The organism is Caballeronia sp. LZ034LL (genome assembly GCF_031451215.1).
In the GTDB taxonomy this organism is placed as follows: Bacteria; Pseudomonadota; Gammaproteobacteria; order Burkholderiales; family Burkholderiaceae; genus Caballeronia.
Genome location: NZ_JARUXR010000002.1, coordinates 778,229 through 797,881 on the forward strand (window position 1 = coordinate 778,229; position 19,653 = coordinate 797,881).

At 62.2% G+C, this 19,653-nt stretch carries 23 protein-coding genes and 1 pseudogene; 16 read left to right on the plus strand and 8 right to left on the minus strand.

Annotated elements, in window-relative coordinates; genetic code table 11:
- Positions 1-70 precede the first annotated feature (70 nt).
- A complete protein-coding gene (locus QCE83_RS17960) occupies positions 71-931 on the minus strand; it encodes an AraC family transcriptional regulator (protein WP_309813630.1) in 861 nt (286 codons plus the stop codon).
- A complete protein-coding gene (locus QCE83_RS17965) occupies positions 928-1,872 on the minus strand; it encodes a LysR family transcriptional regulator (RefSeq protein WP_309813633.1) in 945 nt (314 codons plus the stop codon). Before QCE83_RS17965 ends, QCE83_RS17960 begins: the two co-directional genes overlap by 4 nt.
- A 104-nt stretch (positions 1,873-1,976) precedes the next feature.
- Here QCE83_RS17965 and QCE83_RS17970 point away from each other — a divergent pair, with 104 nt between their 5' ends.
- The 5 genes from QCE83_RS17970 to QCE83_RS17990 all read left to right on the plus strand — a co-directional run bounded on the left by QCE83_RS17970 (position 1,977) and on the right by QCE83_RS17990 (position 6,326).
- Positions 1,977-2,711 (plus strand): SDR family oxidoreductase, encoded by a 735-nt coding sequence (locus QCE83_RS17970; RefSeq protein WP_309813637.1) that lies wholly within the window; start codon positions 1,977-1,979, stop codon positions 2,709-2,711.
- A gap of 23 nt (positions 2,712-2,734) precedes the next feature.
- Positions 2,735-3,337, plus strand: coding sequence for an NAD(P)-binding domain-containing protein (locus QCE83_RS17975; RefSeq protein ID WP_309813640.1), 603 nt, complete (start codon positions 2,735-2,737; stop codon positions 3,335-3,337).
- 263 nt (positions 3,338-3,600) lie between these two features.
- Positions 3,601-5,088, plus strand: coding sequence for an MFS transporter (locus QCE83_RS17980; protein ID WP_309813644.1), 1,488 nt, complete (start codon positions 3,601-3,603; stop codon positions 5,086-5,088).
- 25 nt (positions 5,089-5,113) lie between these two features.
- Positions 5,114-5,437: a substrate-binding domain-containing protein gene (locus tag QCE83_RS17985; RefSeq protein ID WP_309813647.1), complete on the plus strand. Its 324-nt coding sequence runs from the start codon at positions 5,114-5,116 to the stop codon at positions 5,435-5,437.
- Between the two features lie 511 nt (positions 5,438-5,948).
- Positions 5,949-6,326 carry an NUDIX domain-containing protein gene (locus QCE83_RS17990; protein WP_309813651.1) on the plus strand — a complete coding sequence of 126 codons (378 nt, stop codon included), beginning with the start codon at positions 5,949-5,951 and terminating at the stop codon, positions 6,324-6,326.
- A gap of 298 nt (positions 6,327-6,624) precedes the next feature.
- Here QCE83_RS17990 and QCE83_RS17995 read toward each other — a convergent pair whose 3' ends face one another.
- Entirely contained in the window at positions 6,625-8,037 is a 1,413-nt protein-coding gene (locus QCE83_RS17995) for a PLP-dependent aminotransferase family protein (RefSeq protein ID WP_309813653.1), read from the minus strand.
- A 238-nt stretch (positions 8,038-8,275) separates the two neighbouring features.
- On the opposite strand from QCE83_RS17995, the gene QCE83_RS18000 reads away from it, so the two are divergent.
- The 7 genes and pseudogenes from QCE83_RS18000 to QCE83_RS18030 all read left to right on the plus strand — a co-directional run bounded on the left by QCE83_RS18000 (position 8,276) and on the right by QCE83_RS18030 (position 11,524).
- Positions 8,276-8,917, plus strand: coding sequence for an NAD(P)H-dependent oxidoreductase (locus QCE83_RS18000; RefSeq protein ID WP_309815471.1), 642 nt, complete (start codon positions 8,276-8,278; stop codon positions 8,915-8,917).
- Between the two features lie 12 nt (positions 8,918-8,929).
- Positions 8,930-9,202, plus strand: a complete 273-nt coding sequence (locus QCE83_RS18005) for a DUF3331 domain-containing protein (RefSeq protein WP_309813655.1) — start codon at positions 8,930-8,932, stop codon at positions 9,200-9,202.
- Positions 9,203-9,326: 124 nt separating this feature from the next.
- Positions 9,327-9,515: pseudogene (locus QCE83_RS35145) on the plus strand (cupin domain-containing protein); the annotation flags it as partial.
- A gap of 15 nt (positions 9,516-9,530) precedes the next feature.
- The gene (locus QCE83_RS18015) at positions 9,531-9,989 is read left to right on the plus strand and encodes a carboxymuconolactone decarboxylase family protein (protein ID WP_404985223.1); all 459 of its coding nucleotides are present in this window, start codon (positions 9,531-9,533) and stop codon (positions 9,987-9,989) included.
- An 89-nt stretch (positions 9,990-10,078) separates the two neighbouring features.
- The gene (locus QCE83_RS18020; RefSeq protein ID WP_309813657.1) at positions 10,079-10,528 is read left to right on the plus strand and encodes a GNAT family N-acetyltransferase; all 450 of its coding nucleotides are present in this window, start codon (positions 10,079-10,081) and stop codon (positions 10,526-10,528) included.
- A gap of 22 nt (positions 10,529-10,550) precedes the next feature.
- Positions 10,551-11,072: a DUF417 family protein gene (locus tag QCE83_RS18025; protein ID WP_309813658.1), complete on the plus strand. Its 522-nt coding sequence runs from the start codon at positions 10,551-10,553 to the stop codon at positions 11,070-11,072.
- Positions 11,069-11,524 carry a DUF3788 domain-containing protein gene (locus QCE83_RS18030; protein WP_309813660.1) on the plus strand — a complete coding sequence of 152 codons (456 nt, stop codon included), beginning with the start codon at positions 11,069-11,071 and terminating at the stop codon, positions 11,522-11,524. Before QCE83_RS18025 ends, QCE83_RS18030 begins: the two co-directional genes overlap by 4 nt.
- Here the strand turns inward: QCE83_RS18030 and QCE83_RS18035 are convergent.
- Positions 11,513-11,992: a hypothetical protein gene (locus tag QCE83_RS18035; RefSeq protein WP_309813662.1), complete on the minus strand. Its 480-nt coding sequence runs from the start codon at positions 11,990-11,992 to the stop codon at positions 11,513-11,515. The two genes, QCE83_RS18030 and QCE83_RS18035, sit on opposite strands and share 12 nt — an antisense overlap.
- Before the next feature lie 272 nt (positions 11,993-12,264).
- On the opposite strand from QCE83_RS18035, the gene QCE83_RS18040 reads away from it, so the two are divergent.
- Both QCE83_RS18040 and QCE83_RS18045 read left to right on the plus strand, forming a co-directional pair.
- On the plus strand, positions 12,265-12,600 hold the full coding sequence (locus QCE83_RS18040) for an HdeA/HdeB family chaperone (RefSeq protein WP_309813665.1): 336 nt from the start codon (positions 12,265-12,267) through the stop codon (positions 12,598-12,600).
- A gap of 31 nt (positions 12,601-12,631) precedes the next feature.
- A complete protein-coding gene (locus QCE83_RS18045; protein WP_309813668.1) occupies positions 12,632-13,108 on the plus strand; it encodes a cupin domain-containing protein in 477 nt (158 codons plus the stop codon).
- Positions 13,109-13,165: 57 nt separating this feature from the next.
- Here the strand turns inward: QCE83_RS18045 and QCE83_RS18050 are convergent, their stop codons facing one another.
- Both QCE83_RS18050 and QCE83_RS18055 read right to left on the minus strand, forming a co-directional pair.
- Positions 13,166-14,602, minus strand: coding sequence for an MFS transporter (locus QCE83_RS18050; protein ID WP_309813671.1), 1,437 nt, complete (start codon positions 14,600-14,602; stop codon positions 13,166-13,168).
- A 229-nt stretch (positions 14,603-14,831) separates the two neighbouring features.
- Positions 14,832-15,728: a LysR family transcriptional regulator gene (locus QCE83_RS18055; protein WP_309813674.1), complete on the minus strand. Its 897-nt coding sequence runs from the start codon at positions 15,726-15,728 to the stop codon at positions 14,832-14,834.
- A gap of 105 nt (positions 15,729-15,833) precedes the next feature.
- On the opposite strand from QCE83_RS18055, the gene QCE83_RS18060 reads away from it, so the two are divergent.
- Together QCE83_RS18060 and QCE83_RS18065 are read left to right on the plus strand one after the other, a co-directional pair.
- Positions 15,834-16,979 carry a TauD/TfdA family dioxygenase gene (locus tag QCE83_RS18060; RefSeq protein ID WP_309813677.1) on the plus strand — a complete coding sequence of 382 codons (1,146 nt, stop codon included), beginning with the start codon at positions 15,834-15,836 and terminating at the stop codon, positions 16,977-16,979.
- Positions 16,966-17,850 carry an isocitrate lyase/phosphoenolpyruvate mutase family protein gene (locus tag QCE83_RS18065; protein WP_309813679.1) on the plus strand — a complete coding sequence of 295 codons (885 nt, stop codon included), beginning with the start codon at positions 16,966-16,968 and terminating at the stop codon, positions 17,848-17,850. The genes QCE83_RS18060 and QCE83_RS18065 overlap by 14 nt, the downstream gene beginning before the upstream one ends.
- 36 nt (positions 17,851-17,886) lie before the next feature.
- Here QCE83_RS18065 and QCE83_RS18070 read toward each other — a convergent pair whose 3' ends face one another.
- Together QCE83_RS18070 and QCE83_RS18075 are read right to left on the minus strand one after the other, a co-directional pair.
- A complete protein-coding gene (locus QCE83_RS18070; RefSeq protein ID WP_309813682.1) occupies positions 17,887-18,300 on the minus strand; it encodes a VOC family protein in 414 nt (137 codons plus the stop codon).
- A 28-nt stretch (positions 18,301-18,328) separates the two neighbouring features.
- Entirely contained in the window at positions 18,329-19,651 is a 1,323-nt protein-coding gene (locus QCE83_RS18075; protein WP_309813686.1) for a dihydroorotase family protein, read from the minus strand.
- Between the last annotated feature and the right edge of the window lie 2 nt (positions 19,652-19,653).

Genomic DNA, 19,653 nt, shown 5'->3' on the forward strand with positions numbered 1-19,653 from the left:
TCGACAATGCGGGATTCGAAAAGGCAAGTCGCTCAGATTCGGGCAGGCTCTTCCATATTCGGTCAGGTTTTTAATCCGGGCGACGGATTTCGCCGGGATTCAGGCCGAGGACGCGGCGCATCGTCGTGCTCATGTGGCTCTGACTGGCAAAACCTGCGGCAAGCGCGATCTCCCTCGCCGGTGTCCTTGTCGTCGCGATCAGCGCGCGTGCGTACTCGACACGACGGCGAATCACATATTGATGAACAGGCAACCCGGTGCTGTTGCGGAAGAGCGTTTTCAGCCGCGTGACACTGACACCGGCCAAGGTTGCCAACTCGGCAAGACGCAATGGCTGATCGAGATTCTCTTCGATGAACTCATTCAGCAACTTCAACTGGCGCGGAGACAGCTGCGGCTCGCTGTATCCCTTCGAGCGGGGACGACGGTCCGTGGCTGTCTCGATCAACCGGACCGCCAGCGCGCTTGCCAGGTGGTCGATGAAAAGCGAATCGGACGGTGTGTCTGACTCGAGGTCCGCCTTGATGGCGAAGCCGATCGCTTCGATACGCGCATCGCGAAGCTGAATGCGCGGAATGGCATCGATCCTCGATGGATCGCCACCCAGCTCCTCGGCCGCCTGCTCCAGAAGCGACGGATGAAGCCCAAGCCGCAGGATCTGACATTCCGCATCGTCCTCCCACGAAGAATCCAGCCCCGCGGGAACGAATGCCAGGTCGCCGAGCTTTTGAATACGCCGCAATCGCGTGCCGTCACAAGAACAGTCGGCGTTGACCGGCGGACCGAAGTGCATGGCCAACGTGTGAACGTCGACGCCCCGCACGCGCGACAAGCCGCGTGGAATGTGCACCAGCGCGGCTGACAGCGCATTCCATCCCCGATCCGCGCTGGACTGAATGACTTTGGGCACGGGCTGCAGTGTGGTCTTCATGCTTTACCTCTGCGTGAAACGGCGCGCGGGCGGGTCGCCTTCGGCAACCGCCGAGCATCGCCAAGACTCTCGACCAGCCGGATCTCGCATTCGGAAAGCGAGTATCCGCGCCGCTGCGAGACCATGAAAGTGAGCGGACGCATATGCCATGCACGCCGTTGAAGTTCGACGAGTGTTCCATTCGCGAGATCGTCCGCGACCATGTGATGCGGCATGTGTCCCCAGCATAAACTGCCTCGCAACAGATCGTGCTTCGCGCCGAGATCGTTCACCCACCACTGGCGCACGCTCGCAACCCCTTGCTGGCTCTTTTCCGCATCGGGCTGATTGTCGGTGACGACGAGCTGGATGTGCCGGCCGAATTCCTCTCGCGGAATCGGTCCTTCGATTGCAGCCAGCGGATGCGACGGCGCACAGACGGTCATCAGGTGCGTTTCGCATAGGTGCAGCCTTTCGATGCTCTCCGGGCTCAGCTCCGGCACGTCCGCGATCGTCACCGCCAGCCCGCACGTCCCTTCGAGAACCAGACGTTCGCCGCCCTGCATGGTGGTCATGCGCAGGTTGATTGCGACCGTTGGAAAGTCCGCCTGCAAGGTGCGCAGGCATTCGATCAAGTGCGTACGCGGGAAATAAGTATCGACGGCAATCGAGACCTGCGGCACCCCGGCTTCGGCAATCGAGGCCGCGCGCATCTTCATTTCCTCGGTGCGCGAGATCACGGCACGAGCGTCAGGCAGGAGGCTGCGGCCCGCAGCCGTCAGCGTCGCCTTGCGGGCGTTGCGCTCGAACAGCACGCAGTCGAAGGCGCTTTCAAGCGCGCTGATCGCGTGACTGATCGCCGACTGCGCGCGCCTCAGCTCCCGCGCAGCGCCGGAAAAGCTTCCATGGTCACACACGGCAACGAAAGCCCGCAGTTGATTGATGGTGACGTTGTCGAGCATACGCATCCAAAGAGTAGATGGGAATTATAGATATTTAGTGAATTGGATTCATGCATCGGGCGCTTCAGAATGGCGTGGTCGCTTTTCATTGAAGGACGCATGACATGAACAGACTGAAAGGAAAGACCGCCGTGATCACCGGCGGTGCGACCGGCATCGGCCGCGCTGCAGCACAGCGATTCATCGACGAAGGCGCCTTCGTCTTCATCTTCGGCCGCCGGCAGGAAGCGCTCGACACAGCGGTGGCCGACCTCGGGCCCTCTGCCCGCGCGGTGCGGGGCTCGGTTTCCGATCCGGCCGATCTCGACCGCCTCTACGCTGCGGTGAAGGCCGAGCGCGGAACACTCGACATCGTCTTCGCCAATGCCGGGACGGGTAGCCCGCTTCCGCTCGGTGAGATCACGACCCGGCACATCGACGACACGTTCGACACCAATGTGAAAGGGACCATCCGGACGGTCCAGAAGGCGCTGCCGCTGATGGGCGACGGCGGTTCGATCATCCTCACCGGATCGAGCGCAGGCACCACGGGCGCTCCCGCAATGAGCGCTTACAGCGCGAGCAAGGCGGCCGTGCGCAACCTCGCGCGGAGCTGGGCGGAGGATTTGAAGGGCACCGGCATCCGGATCAACGTGCTGTCTCCCGGCGCGACGGCGACCGAACTCGCGAAGCAGGCTCTAGGCGAGGAAGGCCAGAAGGTCTATGCCTCGATGACGCCGCTACAACGTATGGCCGATCCGGCGGAGATTGCCGCGGCGGCTGCCTTTCTCGCGTCGCCGGACAGCAGTTTCATGACTGCCAGCGAAGTCGCCGTCGACGGCGGCCTGGCGCAACTCTGACGCGCAATATCTAAGGAAAAAACATGAGCTACGCAATCGTTGGATTCGGCAAGATCGGCCAGGCCCTCGCCAGGGCGTTCGCCCGAAGCGGCATCGAAGTATCCGTTGCAACCACGCGCGACCCGGAGAGCTTCGCAGCCGATGCCGCCGCGATCGGACCCGGGATCGTTCCCAGGACGCTGGCGGACGCCGTCAAGGCGGACGTCATTTTTCTGGCGGTCCCTTTCAGCTTGCATGCCGACGTCGCGAAGGCGCTTTCCACCTGGCAAGGGAAGACCATCGTCGATGTCACCAATGCCTATGGCGTGCCTCCCGAAACACTCCGAGGACTGCCCCCTTCGAGGTTCGTCGCGCAGGCCTTCACGGGCGGAAAACTCGTCAAAGGCTTCAACCATTTGGGGGCCTCGGTCCTCGCACAGGATCCGGCCGTGCACGGTGGGAGACGAGTCGTGTTCCTGGCAAGCGACGATGACGGCGCAGCAGCTGACATAGCGGCGCTTGCGGAGCGGCTCGGCTTTGCGCCGGTCCAACTCGGCGGGCTTGCAGAAGGCGGACTGCTGGTCCAGGGGCTCGGAGACCGCTGGGGTCCACTGATCTTCAAGGACTTGCACAAGTTCGATCGATGAACATTGAACAGAACAGCAAGTTCGATACATCCGGATCTCCTACGGCTCCGCGATCGAGTAAGCTGAAGTTAAATCACTACGCCAAGGTTAGTAAGGATATTGAATCAATCATGAACATGTGAGCGCTGTTTGCATCGCTGAGGCCTGAGTTCTTCATGCCTGTCATGCGCGCGACATCGGAGCACGTCACTCTGCGGTCACGAAACCGGAGTGCGTGCTGCCCTGCGCAATGCGCCGGCGATCACCGGACAAGGAGCGTGCGGATGCAGACCCAGGCGGCTGTTAGCGATTTGAAAAAGGCGTCGGTCAAATCGGTCCAGGAATACATCGATGAACATCCGATCTGGCCCGACGGCACGCGCCTTCCTTCCATTCCGATGACGACGATGCAGTGGCGCATCTGGTCGCTCGCCGCCGCAGGGAAGTTCTTCGAGGGCTTCGTCGTATTCATGACCGGTGTGGCGTTGCCGCTCATCTCGCGTGAGTTCGGCATCGGCGCCGCGCAGAATGGCTTCATCAGCGCGGCGAGTCTTTGCGGCATCCTTGTAGGCGCCATCGGACTCGGCGGCATGTCCGATCACTTCGGACGCAAGCGGATGTTCATCGCCGAGATGATCATCTTCGTCGCCTTTCTCGTGCTGCTGGTCTTCTGCACCAACTTCATCTCGCTGGTAGTTTGCCTGTTCGGCCTGGGCATCGCACTCGGTTGCGACTATCCGACGGCGCACATGATCATCTCCGAAAGCATTCCGAGCGCGAGCCGCGGCAAGCTGGTGCTCGCGGCGTTTGCGTTCCAGGCGGTCGGAGCGCTGGCCGGAACGGGTGTGGGTTTTCTGGTGCTGACACTCACGCCGACGCTCGATGCATGGCGATGGATGTACGGTACGGCGATCGTCCCTGCAACCCTCGTCACCATCGGGCGCTTCTTCATCACCGAAAGCCCGAACTGGCTGCATATCCATGGCGCAACCGAACGTGCCGAGCTGGCCGCTCGCCGCTTGCTGGTTCGTTCGCCGCAGTATCCGCCCGAGATCGTGCTGGCGCGCGAATTCGTCGCGAATGATCGAGGTGAGCATCAGAAAGGCAGCTTCCTCGCGCTGTTCAAGCGCAAGAACCTGCGCGCAACGATCTTTGCATCGGCGCCCTGGTTCCTTCAGGATCTGGGTACGTACGGTATCGGCATCTTCACGCCGACGATTCTCGCCGCCGCATTCGGCGCCACCTCCGATCATGTGCGCAGTGTCGCGGATCTGATTCTCAACGATATCCTCGCTGCAAAGGGCGCGGCGCTCATCACGACCCTGCTGATCATCGGCATCGTGTTCGCGGTTGCGCTGGCGGACAAGTTCGGGCGCATCTGGCTGCAGGTCATCGGCTTCATCGGATGTGCGGCGGGATTGCTGATCGCGGCACTGTCCGATAGCTTCGACGGCGCGACGAAAACCGCCATGATCTTCACGGGCTTCATGCTGTTCAACTTCATGACGAACCTCGGGCCGAACGCGCAAACCTATCTGCTCGCAGGCGAAGTCTTTCCCACCTCCATACGCGGCACGGGTGCGGGATTCGCTGCCGCTGTCGGCAAGATCGGCGCGGTCGCTACGGCCTTCCTGTTCCCTGTTCTGCTGGGCAGCATCGGCACCGGTCCGGTTCTATACATCCTGGTCGGTACGTCGATTCTGGGTGCGGTGGTCACGTGGATTTTCCGCATCGAGACCAATGGAGTGAACCTCGACGAGATCGGCCGATAAATCCAGGCAATGACGGAGACACCGCATGGTTGGTCCGCTCTTCACCCGGTTCTCAATTTCACAGTGGCACAAGCTCGGCGCAAACCTCTTCAGCATCGCGACGCTGACGCTGTTGTCCAGTGCCGCTTGCCTTACACAGGACATCACACTCAACGAGACCGGCTCGACGCTGTTGTATCCGCTGCTCCCGACATGGGTCACGCATTACACGACATCGCACCCGGCCGTTCATATCAAGACCGGCGCAACCGGTTCAGAAGCGGGAATCCAGCAGGTCGAGGCGGGCAAGGCCGACATCGGTGCATCTGATGCCTATATGTCCGACGAGCAGATCGCGTTCCCGGCCTGAACGACGTTCACCTCAAGCTGGACGGTCCCACGCTCGCGGGCATTCATACAGGCACCGTGCGTTCGTGGAATGCCTCGCAGATCGCAGCGCTCAATCCGGGCGTGAAGCTGCCCGCTCACGCAATCGTCCCGATCCGGCGTGCCGAGGGTTCCGGCGGAACCTTCGTGTTCACGCAGTTCCTGACGTTCTCGACGCCTTCCTGGGAAAACAATCACGGATACGGCACGACGGCGATCGCCCTTGCCGCCCGGCTGAAAATCAGCCGAGGTGTCAAACACATGACAGGGCGAAGGGACCGACCCGGCGCCTCTCACAAATTGATGAACGATTTATGTCAGAGGCATCAATTTGGGTGCCCGTTGGTCGATTTATCCTTGTCGGCCGCGCGAGTTTTTGTAATAGCATTGAACTAGCTACTGCGCGTGAACGGCCCCCAGGATTGCAATGCCGTTAGCGCGCCGCCGGCGAGATTCACGCGGCGACATGGATAGGAACAACGTGGAGATGAGGTTTGAAGAAACGCGCCACAGTCATCTGCCGAAAAGGAAAACGGATCCTGCTCGTTGCACGCGAATCCAAGTGGGCGTTACCGGGTGGCATTCTGAAACGCGGAGAGCAGCTCTCCGACGCCGCGCTTCGGGAACTCAAGGAAGAGACGCGTATCGCGGGCAAATCGGCCAAGTACCTGTTCGACTTCAAGAGCAAGCAGAAGCATCATCATGTCTTCTACTGCGATATCCCCGAGCGCGCGAAGCCGCGGCCGAGCAACGAAATCTCGAAGTGTCGCTGGGTGCAGCCCGAAGAGGTTGCGCGACTGCTGACGAGTACGCCGACGAACAACATCGTGAAGCTGGCCGGACAGAAGCGCAAAGGCAGCCAGGGGAAATAGCGCGCCCGACAGCAGGACCCGGCCGGACCGCGTCAGCTCGCCATCGCCCGAACCCGTCGTGCTGCCGAACGCATTCGACGGTTCTTCTGCTTTGCCAGCCACAGCAGCGATTCGTGAACCACGCCCGCCGGCACTTCGTCGATGAAGCAGACGCGGCATTCTCAAACTTCGCGAAGACGGCGGAAGCCTCGTGCGCCACCGCGACGAAGGCCTGCGTCTCCGCCGGGCTCACTGCCTTGTTCAGCGCATAGGCCAACGGGCCGTTTTCGCCGCGCGAGGTGAAGACCGGCATCGCCATTCAACAGCAATATCGGTCGATGATCTCGAACAGCCGTCGACACGATTCAGCCACGTATTGTTCAGGCGCCGTCGCAACCCCGAGCAGAAGGCCAGGCAACATCCACGCTCGATCGGCGAACCACACCGACAACGGCGATGGCGCCATGTTCATGGTCATCGCTTCCCGAACGATCTGCTCGTCGGGCGCGCCGTCGGGCAGTCGAAGCAGTACCGCCAGTCCGGCATTGACCCATTGCGCGTCCCGCATGCGCAACTGCTCGCATAGCCCGTCACGCTGTGCGGTGTAGAGACGCTTCAGCCGACGCACGCGCCGGATGTAATGGCCGTCGTGCATGAACCGGGCAGTAGCGAGTTGCACGACCGGCGATGGCGCGGGCGCAAGCGTTGCGGCCACCTCCGAGAAGGCGTTGGCCAGTTCGGACGGCACCACGACGAATCCAAGCCGCAGCGCAGGGCTGACCGTCTTGCTGAATGAACCGATGTGGATGACGCGCTTCCCCTCGCCCAGCGACGCCATGGCGGGCGCCGGCCTGCCTTGCAGTTGCAGCTCGCCGAGGTAATCGTCTTCGATGACCCAGGCGCCGCTCGCGGCAGCCCACTCGAGCACCTGAAGACGTCGCCGCAAAGACAAGGTGGAACCCAGCGGAGCCTGCTGGCCGGGTGTCAGGACGGCTAGTGCAGCATCCGGCGCCTTCTCGATGCCATAGTCCACGTTGATGCCGTCCGCATCGACCGGTATAGGCACGACATTCAGGCGCGCGAGTTCCAGACCTTTGCGCGTGACCCTGAAACCCGGTTCTTCCATCCAGACCTTTTTGCCGTCCAGACCCAGCACCCTCAGCGTCAGGCCCAGCCCGGAACTGAATCCCGATGTGATGAACACCTGCTCGGGATGACAGTGGAAGTTTCTCGTGATCGACAGATTGCCCGCGATCTCCTTGCGCTGTTCCAGTTCGCCTCTGGGATCGGGATAGAGCAGCGATGACAGGTACCCGGTCTTCAACAAGTTGCACGAGCGCGCGCGTGAGAACAGTTTCTCAGGAAGTCCTCCAAACGCCGGCACGCCAAGCTGAAAGATGGCCGGCCCGGCGTTCATCTCCTCATAAGCCCGCATGAACGTGCCGAGCCGAGGCGCCGTGGGTTGTTTCGCGGCAACGTAGGGCCGTGGAGCGACGCGGGTTCCCCCTGCTCCGAACGTTTCGATCATCTGGGCATCGAACAACCGTTCGTACGCTGCCTGCACCGTCCCGCGCGCTACGACAAGCTGCGCCGCGAGGTCCTGCCACGAGGGCAGCCGGGTCCCTGAAGCGAGCAGGCCTGACTCGATAGCCCTGCCGATGCTCTCGCGGATCTGTTCCGTGAGGGACAGCCTTGCCGTCCGGTCGAGTTGAATCTGGAAGTCTGGATTCACGGTCTTGGTACACACAAAATCGGGGTTCTTGGTTCTTCTGCCCGCACCATCGATGGTACAGAATTCCCTCACTTTCGTTGACGCATCGATAAGGTCAACGCAGCGCAAGGGAGTCATGGGCACGAAGCGGATTCTGCCTGCATTCTTCAAGAAAGTCCTGATTTCCGTACGAACGGTTGCATCGACAACTATCCGTACACCGCATCAATGCCTTGGTGAATCTGCCGGAGAAAGACGCATGAACATCCTCCATATCGATTGCAGTCCGCGACGGGAATCGCATAGCCGACGGCTGTCGGCGGCGATCGTCGAGAAGCTTCTCACGATGGTCCCTGAAGCCCATGTTTCCCGGCGCGATCTGGGCCGTGAACCGATCCCTCACACCGGCGCCGCCTATGCCGCGGCACTGGCCACGCCGGCGTCGCTGAGCGCGGCCGGGCGCACAGCCGATGCCGTCCTGCCGAGCGAAAAGCTCATCGGGGAAGTCGAGCGTGCGGACGCCATTGTCATCGGCACGCCGATGAACAACTTCACCGTTCCCTCGGTCATGAAGGCATGGATCGATCAGATCCTGCGCGTCGGTCGCACGATCGATTCGACACCCGCGGGCAAGGTCGGCATGCTCGAGGACCGGCCGGTCTTCGTGGCCATCGCATCCGGCGGGGTCTTCATGGGCGATCGGGCGAATCAGCCGGACTTCCTCACGCCTTATCTGACCGCTGCATTCGGGTGCATCGGTTTGCGTTCGGTCCACTATCTGCCGTTGCAGGCGACGGCCTTTATCGATGAAGCGCGCGCGGCCGAACTACGCCGCTCACTCGTCTCGGCGATCCAGCCGGAGATGGCAGGCCTCTTCGCGGCGCAGCGAATCACAAGCTGACCCGCATGCCCCATGCAAAACGAACCTTTCCCCTTGCACGTCTCGGTCGTAGAAAAGTTGTCGCCGACCACGATCAGCATCTGCTGGAGCGATCCCCGTCTGGGTCACTACGCGAGCCAGATATGGGGAATGGCCGTGGCGCGCATCGAGGCCGTCTGCATGTTGTCCGGCAAGCCGATACGCCGGGGAGACTCCATCTTTCGCCCTCGCGCTTACGGCTCGCGAGTGCCCATCAATCGGCATCGAATGATCCTGGCTTCCGCAGTCTCTGATGCTGCTACCTGAGACAGGCCGACGTCGATCAGTAATGGAGGTTCACGTGACTCTCACTCATGCAATGTCTCACTCACGAGCCGACGCTCCACGCCATCCCGAGCCCACGGTCGACTGGCTGACTCACCTGCTGAAAATGATCACGATCAGCGGACAACTCGAGGTCCGTTGCACCTACGGTGCGCCATGGCGTGTGGCGTGGGCGCAGTCCGCCGCGCATGAAATTCCCTATCACATCGTGCTCGAAGGGCGGGCCATCGTCGAGGATCCGGCGACCGGCACGACCCGGACACTGATCAGTGGCGACATCCTGCTCATGCCCCACGGATCGGCTCATGTTCTGCACGACGGCAGCGGACAGTCCTCCGCGCCCGCGCGCGTCCGTGAGAATCCGGCGAACATGATGGCCGCCTTTGCGCAAAGCCCGATTGCCTTCAACGCATGGGCGAATCTGCTCGGCTCCCTGAGCAAGGCGCTCGATGTGAAGACGCGCGACAGCATCGGACTGGCTGTCTCCGAAGTGAACGGCTGCGACTACTGCCTGACGGTTCATAGCTTCACGGCAGAACACATGGCGAAGCTGCCCGCCGATGAAATCATTCTCGCGCGCAAGGTTATCGAAACGCGTGGCAAGGTCAGTAACTCGGATCTGAACGCCGTTCGCGAGGCCGGCCATACGGATGCGAACGTGATGGAGATCGTCGCGTTGGTCGCCATGTACTCGCTGACCAACTTCTTCAACAACGTGTTCGATCCCGAGAAGGACTTTCCGGCCGTTGCGCCCGCCGGATCGATCTGACCGGACAAGCGTTCGCGGGCCGCGACCGGGTGACGTTGACAGCGTCCGGTCGCAAGGCCACGCCGCTCGAATAGCTTCTGGAGCCTGCCATGGTGTCCTTCGAGATCAAACCCGTCGACAACGACGATTTCCATCGCTGGCTTCCGCTGTGGAAGGACTATCAGCGATTCTACAAAGTCGACATTCCCGAGTCGGTGACCCGCGAGACATGGGCGCGCTTTCTCGACCCCGATGAGCCGATGCATGCCGCACTTGCCACGGCGGGCGATCGAGCCTTCGGGCTGGTGCATTCGCTCTACCATCGCTCCACGTGGACGAAAAGCGACTATTGCTATCTCCAGGACCTGTTCGTCGCGGCCGATGCACGCGGCGGCGGCATCGGGCGCGCGTTGATCGAGTACGTCTGTGACGCTGCGGAACAGCGCGGCGTTTCCCGTGTGCACTGGCTGACGCACGAAACGAATCAGGCCGGCATGCGGCTATACGACAGCGTCGCCGAGCGGTCGGGCTTCATCCAGTACCGCAAGTCAATCGCCTGAACTACCCGAACAGGAAAGCCAAATGAGTACTCGACAAAGTCAGTTCCGTTTCCGTATTGCCGAAAAGGGCCCCGGGCTCCTCTCCAGTCTGGCCTTGCTGCGATGGGCGCTGGTGATCGTCTTTCTCTGGTTCGGCGGAATGAAATTCACCGCTTACGAAGCAAACGGCATCGCTCCGTTCATCATCAACAGCCCGGTCATGAGCTGGTTGCACACCCTGTTCGGCGTTCGAGGGGCCAGTTATGTCATCGGCACACTCGAGTTATCGACTGCACTGGCGTTGATCATCGGCGCCTTCCAGCCGATGTTTTCCGCCCTGGGAGCGGCCATGTCCGCTGCGACCTATCTGATTACGCTCACCTTCCTGTTGAGCACGCCCGGTGTAGCGGAAGCGACGGCGGGCGGATTCCCGGCCATCTCAGCCCTGCCTGGCCAGTTCCTTCTCAAGGATGTCGTTCTGCTTGCTGCGTCGCTGTCGCTCCTTCTGGCATCTGTTCCGAAGGCCGCCTTGTCCTTGAACAAAATGACGAGAGAAGCCACATGAACCAGCCCATTCAGATCGGCGACAGGATCGCAGACAAGTCGTCACAGCCCGATGACCGCACTGTCCGCGACTGGATGGGGCAAGAGGCGTTCGAGCATTGGATCGAACTGCGCCACTGGATCGACGCATCCTATCCCGGGGTCTTCGCGCCTGACTGGATACATGGCGGCAAGAAGCGCGGCTGGTCCTTGCGATACAGGAAGACCAAGGCCCTATGCACGCTGCTGCCGGCATACAGGCTGCTGTCGGTCCTCGTAGTGCTGGGCCGTGCCGAACGAGAGCAATTCGAGGCGCGGCGTTATACGTGGAGTCCACAACTCGTAAGGCTCTATGACGAAGCCCGCGCGTATCCCGATGGGAAGTGGCTGACGATCCCGATCCTGTCCGCTGAGGACCGGGATGAGGTGACGGAATTGATGAGCATGAAGCGCCCTGCACTTTCACGCCGTTGACGTGCGTCGCAACGAAGGCGAATCTCGCAGCATCCCGATGCACACGTCGCTCAAATATTCTGCGTCGCGCGGCAGCTCGATCGAATCCTGGTCCATCAGCCAGTCGCGCAGCACACCGCCGAGAAACGCGTGCACGACGCTTGAAGCGCGCGCGGTATCGAGTTCGAGCGGAAGCTGTCCGCGCGCGATTGCATTGATGAGCCCCAGTTCCAGTTGCTTGCGTCCCCTGCGGGCGGCATCGCGCTGACGCTCGAAGACGATATCCATATCGCCCACGTTGTGCGTGTGCTCGTAATTCGTGAACAGCACTTCGAACACATGGCGGCTGTGCGGCTCGATCGCCACCGTGCCCAGGCAATACACGAGCAGCGCGCGTACCTTGCCGAGCGGGTCCGGTTCGGCTGCATCGACGGCGGCTGCGACGAGCAGCTCCAGCGTCGCATGAAACACGCCGCGCTCGGCGAACACGCGCTCGTCCGCATCGAGGATCTGGTCGCGCGTACTCTGGGCCTGTTGCCGCGTTCTCTTCGACGTTCTTACAAATTCCTCGTGCGCCGATTGATCTCGCGGCTAGCGTCGGTACGCGCGTCGCCTCCCGGTCAGGCTCGTCGGAATTCGGCGCTTGAACCCAACTCCATAGGCATCCTCCCTTGATGGTAATTCCGGGCTAAGTCTGCGCCGATACGATGCGCAGGCAGTCTCGAACTTCACCCCCTCAACTGATCATCAAGGATGTCCAAATGAACCTCGCAAAAAGCCTCGCAGCCGCCCTGTGCGCCCTCACCGTCGGCGTGTCCGGCATGGCTCACGCAGCCGAACAGAAGATCTCCCCCGCCAAGATGACGTGCGCCGACTTCGTTCAGGTTGACGAAGCATACAAGCCGGCGCTCGTTTATTGGGTGGCGGGCGTCGACAAGCTCGGCGTGTCGGGCACCGAAACCACGGTCGTCGATACCATGCAGCCGGTCGCCGCGACCGTCGCGCAGGAATGCCAGAAAGACCCGCAGACCAAGTTTATGACCAAGGTCCGCTCGATGATCAAGTCGAAGCAGATCGCCCTGTTCGACCATCATTGAACTCATGCGCTATCGACGAAGGACCGACATCATGAAGCCGCAACTCATCGACGACTATCCGATCGCGGATAGCGCCATTCACATCCCTGCGATCGGGCTGGATCTGTCGGTCTGCATCGAGCCTTCGGAAACGGAAGGGCGCGCGACGCTCATCGAAACACGGGATGCACCGGGCTTCGGCCCACCGCTGCATCGGCACCGGAACGAAAGCGAAATCTTCCATGTGCTGCAAGGGCACTATCTCTTCGAAGTGGACGGCGTGCTGCGCATCCTGCAGGCAGGCGAGACGCTGACGGCGCGGGCGGGCACCACGCATCGCTTCGTCAATATCAGCGATGACACGTCGCACATGCTGGTGCTGATCTCGCCAGGATTCGACGCCTACCGTTTCTTCGGCGAACTGCGCGACGTCATGGCGCGCGGCATTCCGGCCCCGGAGACGCTCGCGAGGCTGGGTGCGAAGTGGGACATCGAGTTTCTCGGACCGCCGTTGACGGTCGAGGCATGATCCGCTGGACCTGGTGTTGGAGAGATGCGCCATCATCGTGATGGCGCATCTCGCTTTTTAATCGGCTTGAGACAGGCTCGCGCTGCGGCCATGCAAGGCCGAAGTCGGTTGCGCGTGAGGCGCATCCTTCGGCTCGATGTCCTCCAGCGTTTGGGCTCGCGTGTTCACGCCGAGCGCGAGCAACGCGAGAACCTGCAACACGATCAGACCGATCAGGAAATTGGTGACGCCGAAGATCCCGCCCATGCCGAAGATCATCACGATGCCGCCCTGCGCACCCGCCGATGCAAGACGCCCCACGGCGGCGGACAGCGACGACCCGCGCATCCGCAACTCGGTCGGAAAGAGTTCCGGGATATAGACCGCGAACGCCAGCGACGTGATGCAGGACGAACACATCATGATGACGGCGCCGGTCGCCATCAGTTCGACCGGCGAGTGAACCATCGGATAGAGCGCCGTGGCCACTGCTTCGAGCACCAGCACGCCGACGATGCTCACGCGGCGTCCGATGCGGTCCGTCAGCGCCATGCCGATCAGGCAGCCGACCGGCGTGCCGATGCCCATGACCGCCGTGTAGCCCAGCGTCGACGTGACCGCGATGCCCTGCTTGACGAGAAAGGTCGGGAACCACGCGATCAGTCCGTAGAGCACCGACATGTTGACCGCCGACATGATCATCGTCAGCACGGTCCGCGACAACAGCGGCTGGCGGAACAGTTCGCGATAGCCGGGCTTTGCCGCGACGGGCGCCGTATCGGCCGCTGCCGCCGTCACGGAAAACGACACGCTGTCCCATGCCGGAAGGTCCGGAAAACGCGCTTCGATGGATCGCAACAACGCGTCCGCTTCTTCGTGACGGCCTTGCGCTTCGAGCCAGCGCGGCGATTCGGGCATCGACTTGCGCATGAACCAGATGCCGATGGCGCCCAGGCCGACGAGCGCGAACATCGAGCGCCAGCCGAGCGCGGGAATGGCCCAGTAGCCGATGATCCCCGTTGCGGTCACGGACAGGTTGGTGAGCAAGGCGAGGATGGCGCCGAAACGCCCGCGCGCGAGACTCGGCACGAATTCGCCGAGCGTCGCATAGCCGATGATCAGCTCGGCGCCGAGGCCGACGCCCATCACGAAGCGCAGCGCGATCAGCACCGTCATGTTCGGCGCGAACACCGCGGCGATCGAGGCCAGCCCGAAGACCGCGAGGTTGAACTGGTAGGCCATGCGCCGCCCATAGCGGTCGCCGATATAGCCGCCGATCAGCGACCCCAGCCACATGCCGATCAACGTGCTGGAGATGAAGGCAGCGTTGCTTTGCAGCGTCGACCAGCCGCCCTTGACGAGCGTCGCCAGCACGCCGCTTTGCAGATAGATGTCGAATGCGTCGAGGAACAGGCCGGCCCCGATCATGCCCACGAGATACCAATGGAACCGGCCGATCGGCAGCCTGTCGAGGCGAGCGCCGGAATGGGCGCGCAGCGTATGGGATTGGCTCAAGAAACGTCTCCTTTTTTGGCCGTCGGAACCTGGCGGGCGTTCTCGTGGAATCGCTCTCTGTGTCGCTCGTCACTGCTACCGTTCAAGACAAACGGCGATGACGAGCGCCCCACCCGGTCCGCTTGCGAGGCTTTCACGCCATATTAAGGTGCTCCCGCAAAAACTTTTATTGAATAATCGTTAGATTTCACGTCAATTTTTTTGACTTAGCGACGGCATCCGGAAGGCGTCATGGCTTGTCCGAAGCGGCGTCCCTGTCGGCTGCGCGCGTAGCCGCAAGCAGGATTTCCTGTAGTGCGATCAACTGCCGGCTCTCGACGTCCGTCTTGCGCGTGACCAGCGAAAACTGCAGCACGGGCGCATCGCGCAACGCGATGACCGTGACGGGATAGAGCGTGCAGATGGCCGGCTCCATCAGCGGCACAAGGGAAATCCCTAGCCCCGCGCTGACCAGCGGCGCAATTGCACGGACGCTGTCGAACTCCAGGTCGCCCGCCGGCTTGCCGCCGAAGCGCTGCTGAATATACTTGGCGGCCATCGCGCCGGAGATGGTGTTGCGGTCGTAGCGGATCCACTCGTAGCGTTTGAGCAATGCGCCCAGCGAGCGCTCGCGTTCCTGCGGCGGCACCATCAGGGTCAGCCCGCGCTTGATCAGCGGTTGCCAGTGCAGACGGGACAAGCCGCGTTCCGGCTGCGCGACTACGGCAGCGTCGAGATCGCCCGCCTTGACTGCATTGGTCAACTCGATGCTTTTGCCGCGCCTCGTCTGAAGATGCAGCAGCGGATAGCGGGTCTTCAGCCGCTTGAGCAACTCCGGCAGCACGACGGGCAGCATCGATTCGAGCATGCCCAGCTGCACGTGGCCTTCAACCTGAAAGCTGGGCTGACGGCGAAACGCATCGAGGCGCGACAGCATGCCGTGCAGCAACTCCGACAACTCGTACGCAGCAGGCAGCGGGCGCACCTCCAGCCCCGAACGATCGAACAGCTGCCGGCCCACGTAGGCCTCCAGCTGCTTCATCTGCATGCTGACCGCGCTCGGTGTCAGATGCAGGTTCTTGGCCGCGCCGGCGAGCGACCCGACGTCCAGCACAGCCTGCAGGGTATTGAAGATTTCGATCTTCATCAGATTTTTTGTCGAGTTTCGTCAGCAAAACTCCATTTTATCTTACGAAGCGTTGCTCTATCCTTGCAGTCAAAGGGAGTCTATCCCTGCGACAAGGAGATAAGCATGAGCGAAGCATCGGTGAAACCCGAAATCTGGTACAGCGCGGACCTCGAACGCGACACGTCGTGGACCCTGCGCATGAGCGACGAAGCCGCGGAGGGCTTCGACCGTGCCATGCGTCATGCCAAGGCGCTCGGCAAGCCGCTGCTCGACATGACGTCGGACGACTTTCCGCTCGAACCCGCATCCGCCGAGATTCTGCATCGCGCGTTCCGTGCCACGCAGCAACGCTTCGGCATGTGCCTGCTCAAAGGCTTCCCGGTCCACAAGTGGTCCGTGGAAGAAGCGAAGCTCGCTTATTGGGGACTCGGCTTGCACGTCGGCGTTGCGCGCACGCAGAACCGCGCCAGCGAAATCATGAACGATGTCCGCGATTCGGGCGCGACCTACAAGTCGAAGAACGGCCGCGGCTACAACACCAACGCGGCGCTCGACTTCCACGCGGATTCTTGCGATGTCGTCGCCCTCCTCTGTCTTCATGAGGCCAAGTCCGGCGGCCAGAGCAAGATCACGAGTTCGTTCGCATTGGTCGAGGAGATTCGCAAGCGTCGGCCGGAATTGATCGACGCGTTGAAGGGACCCGTCTTCCACAGCTATCAGGGCACGCAGGCGCCCGGCCGGCCGGGTTTCTACAACTGCCCGGTGATCGGTTCGCTGACGGATCACTTCGCGTTGCGCGCCAATCGGAAGAACACCAACGCGGCGCAGGCGGATTTTCCGGAAGTGCCGCGCCTCACGCCCGAACTGACCGAGGCGCTCGACTTGCTGGATGAGCTGGCCGCCGATCCGCGCCTGTGCTTTTCCATGTGGCTCGAACAGGGCGATCTGCAATTGCTGAACAACTACGTGATGCTGCATTCGCGTACGGAATTCGAGGACTTCGAAGACGAGGCGCGGCGTCGCCATCTGCTGCGCCTGTGGATGTCGGTGCCCGATTCGGCGCCGCTGCCGCCCGAATGGGAGTATTACTTCGGCGACGCGCGTCCGGGTTCGGTGCGTGGCGGCGTCCGTGGCAGCTATATCACCGAAGCATTCGTGCGCTTCGAGAAACGCCAGGCCGAACGCATGAACATGCTGCTCAAGCCCGGTCTCGACGGATCCGTTGCGGACACGTCGACAGCGGAGGGAGATGCCCATGTCGCCGCATGAGGACGCGTCGCCGTCCGGCGCCTTGAAGCGCCGTCTCGCTGCGGGCGAAACTGTGCTCGCACCCGGTATCTACGATGCGCTCACCGCGCTCATCGCGGAACAGGCCGGATTTCAGGCGCTATATCTTTCAGGCGGAGCGGTCGCGTACACCTCGCTCGGGCGCTCCGATGTCGGCCTCACCACGGCCAAGGAAGCAGTCGACACGCTCTGGCGCATCACCGACCGCGTGCGCACACCGGTCATCGTCGATGGCGATACGGGCTTCGGCAACGCGTTGAACACGCAGCGCACCGTGCGCGATTTCGAGCGTGCGGGCGCAGCCATGATCCAGCTCGAAGACCAGGGTTTTCCCAAGCGCTGCGGTCATCTCGCGGACAAGACGCTGGTGTCGTCCGCCGAGATGTGCGGCAAGCTGCGCGCCGCGCTCGATGCGCGCCACTCTGCGGACACGCTGATCCTCGCGCGCACCGACGCCATCGCAGTCGAAGGCTTCGACGCGGCCATGGAGCGCGCCGAGGCTTACCTTGCGTGCGGCGTCGATGCGCTGTTCGTCGAAGCCGTTCATACGGTGGAGCAGATGGACATCGTGTGCCGGCGCTTCGGCGAACGGGTGCCGCTGCTGGCGAACATGGTGGAAGGCGGCAAGACGCCGGTGCGGAGCGTCGAAGAATTGCGGCAACGGGGCTACCGCATCGTCATTTTTCCGGGCGGTACGGCGCGCTTCGTGGCGTATGGGTTGAAAGGGTACTACGCAAGTCTGCTGAAGCATGGCACGACGGAACCGATGTGGCCGGAGATGCTGACGTTCGACCAGTTGAACGAGCTGATCGGCACGCCGGAGCTGCTCGCGGCGGGGAAGCGGTACGTTTGAGCCCGCGCGGTCTTCGGCACGCTGGAAAGAACGCCATTACCTGGCGTAGAGACTGTCAAGACTCTTGAAACCCTTCACTTCGATCGGATTGCCGCTCGGATCGAGGAAGAACATCGTGGCCTGTTCGCCGGGCTGGCCTTCGAATCGCAGTGTCGGGGCGATCACGAAGTCCACTCCGCCGGCGCGCAGACGGTCGGCGAGCATGCGCCAGTCGGGCATTTCAAGTACGAGTCCGAGATGCGGCATCGGCACCATGTGGTCGCCCACACGGCCCGTGTTGGTGACCGGGAAGGGTTCGCCCAGATGCAGCGAAATCTGATGCCCGAAGAAATCGAAGTCGACCCATGTATCCGTGCTGCGGCCTTCCTCGCAACCGAGTAGTTCGCCGTAGAATGCGCGCGCATCGTCGAGATTGCGCACGTGATAAGCCATGTGAAAAGCACTTCGCATCTTTTTTTCCAGTCTGTTCAGGTAAGAGTCAGGCGCGCGCCGTCACCACCACGCCACGCGCTGCACCTGTTTCCTCCAGCAGCGCGCCCCGGAGATACACCGCCTTCAGCTCCCAGGACACATGCAAGCCATCGAACGGGGTATAGCGCGCTTTTGAGCGCTGATCACCGTCACGCAAGATCATCGAGCCCCTGGGGTCGAGCAGCAGCAGGTCCGCATCATATCCCGGCGCGAGAAGACCCTTCGTCTTCGCAAGACCGAAGCGTTGTGCCGGATTGCAGGCGCAGAGCCTCGCCAGGTCGCGCAAGGTCAGATCGCCCTTGTCAACGAGATGCAGCATCGTCGCAACAAAGGTCTGCACGCCCGGCATGCCGCTCGGCACGTCGCGGAAATCGTCGTAATGCGCGGCTTTCTCCGCATGGGCGTGCGGCGCGTGATCGGTGACGATCATGTCGATCAGCCCTTCCCGCACTGCCTCCAGCAACGCCGCGCGGTCGCCTTCCGGTCGCAGCGGCGGCAGCGCCTTGAAGAAGTTGCGCCGTTCGTCGTAGGCGTCTTCGGTGAGCAGCAAGGCTTGCGGCGTCGTTTCGATGCTCACATCCGCAAGATCACGCAAGCGCCGCCATGTGTCGATGCCGAGCTTCGAATTCCCCTGCCGCAGATGCACGCGCGTGCCGGTCGCCGCAGCCGCCAGGACCGCATGAGCGATTCCCGCCGCTTCCGCGACGGGCGGACGGCTTGCGAGCAAGGCGTCGAGGCCGGCTCTGCCGGTGTGTGTTTGCGGCGCGCTCTGCAACGCGTGATCGCCCGGGGAAATGCACGCCAGCGTGTTCAGCGGTCTCAGCGCCGTGAGCGAATCGACGAGCGTCTTCTGCGTGTCATGCCGATACGCTTCCGGCACGCCCGCCATGAACAGTTCGAACGACACGGGGTCGAGCGCGCGCACTTCGTCGAGCGCCGGATGTTCGCGCAGTTTCGCAACCTGGAAGCCTACATCGACGTGGATACGGCCATTCGCCAGCGCCATCTTCTCGCGCAGTTCGGAGGCGTGCGTCGTGATCGGCGAGTCTGTCGGCATGTCGAGCAGCGTCGTCACACCGCCAAGCGCGGCTGCGCGCGTGCCCGATTCGAAGTCCTCCTTGTGCGTATAGCCGGGATCGCACAGATGAACATGCGTATCGACGAAACCGGGCAGCGCCACGAGTCCGTGCACGTTGCGGGTTGCGCGCGTCTCGGCCGGCGTATCCGGTGCGAGCAATGCGGCGATCCTGTGACCGACGATGGCGATATCCGCATGACGCTCGCCGTTGGCATCGACGAGCATCGCGCCGCGCAGAATGAGATCGAACATGG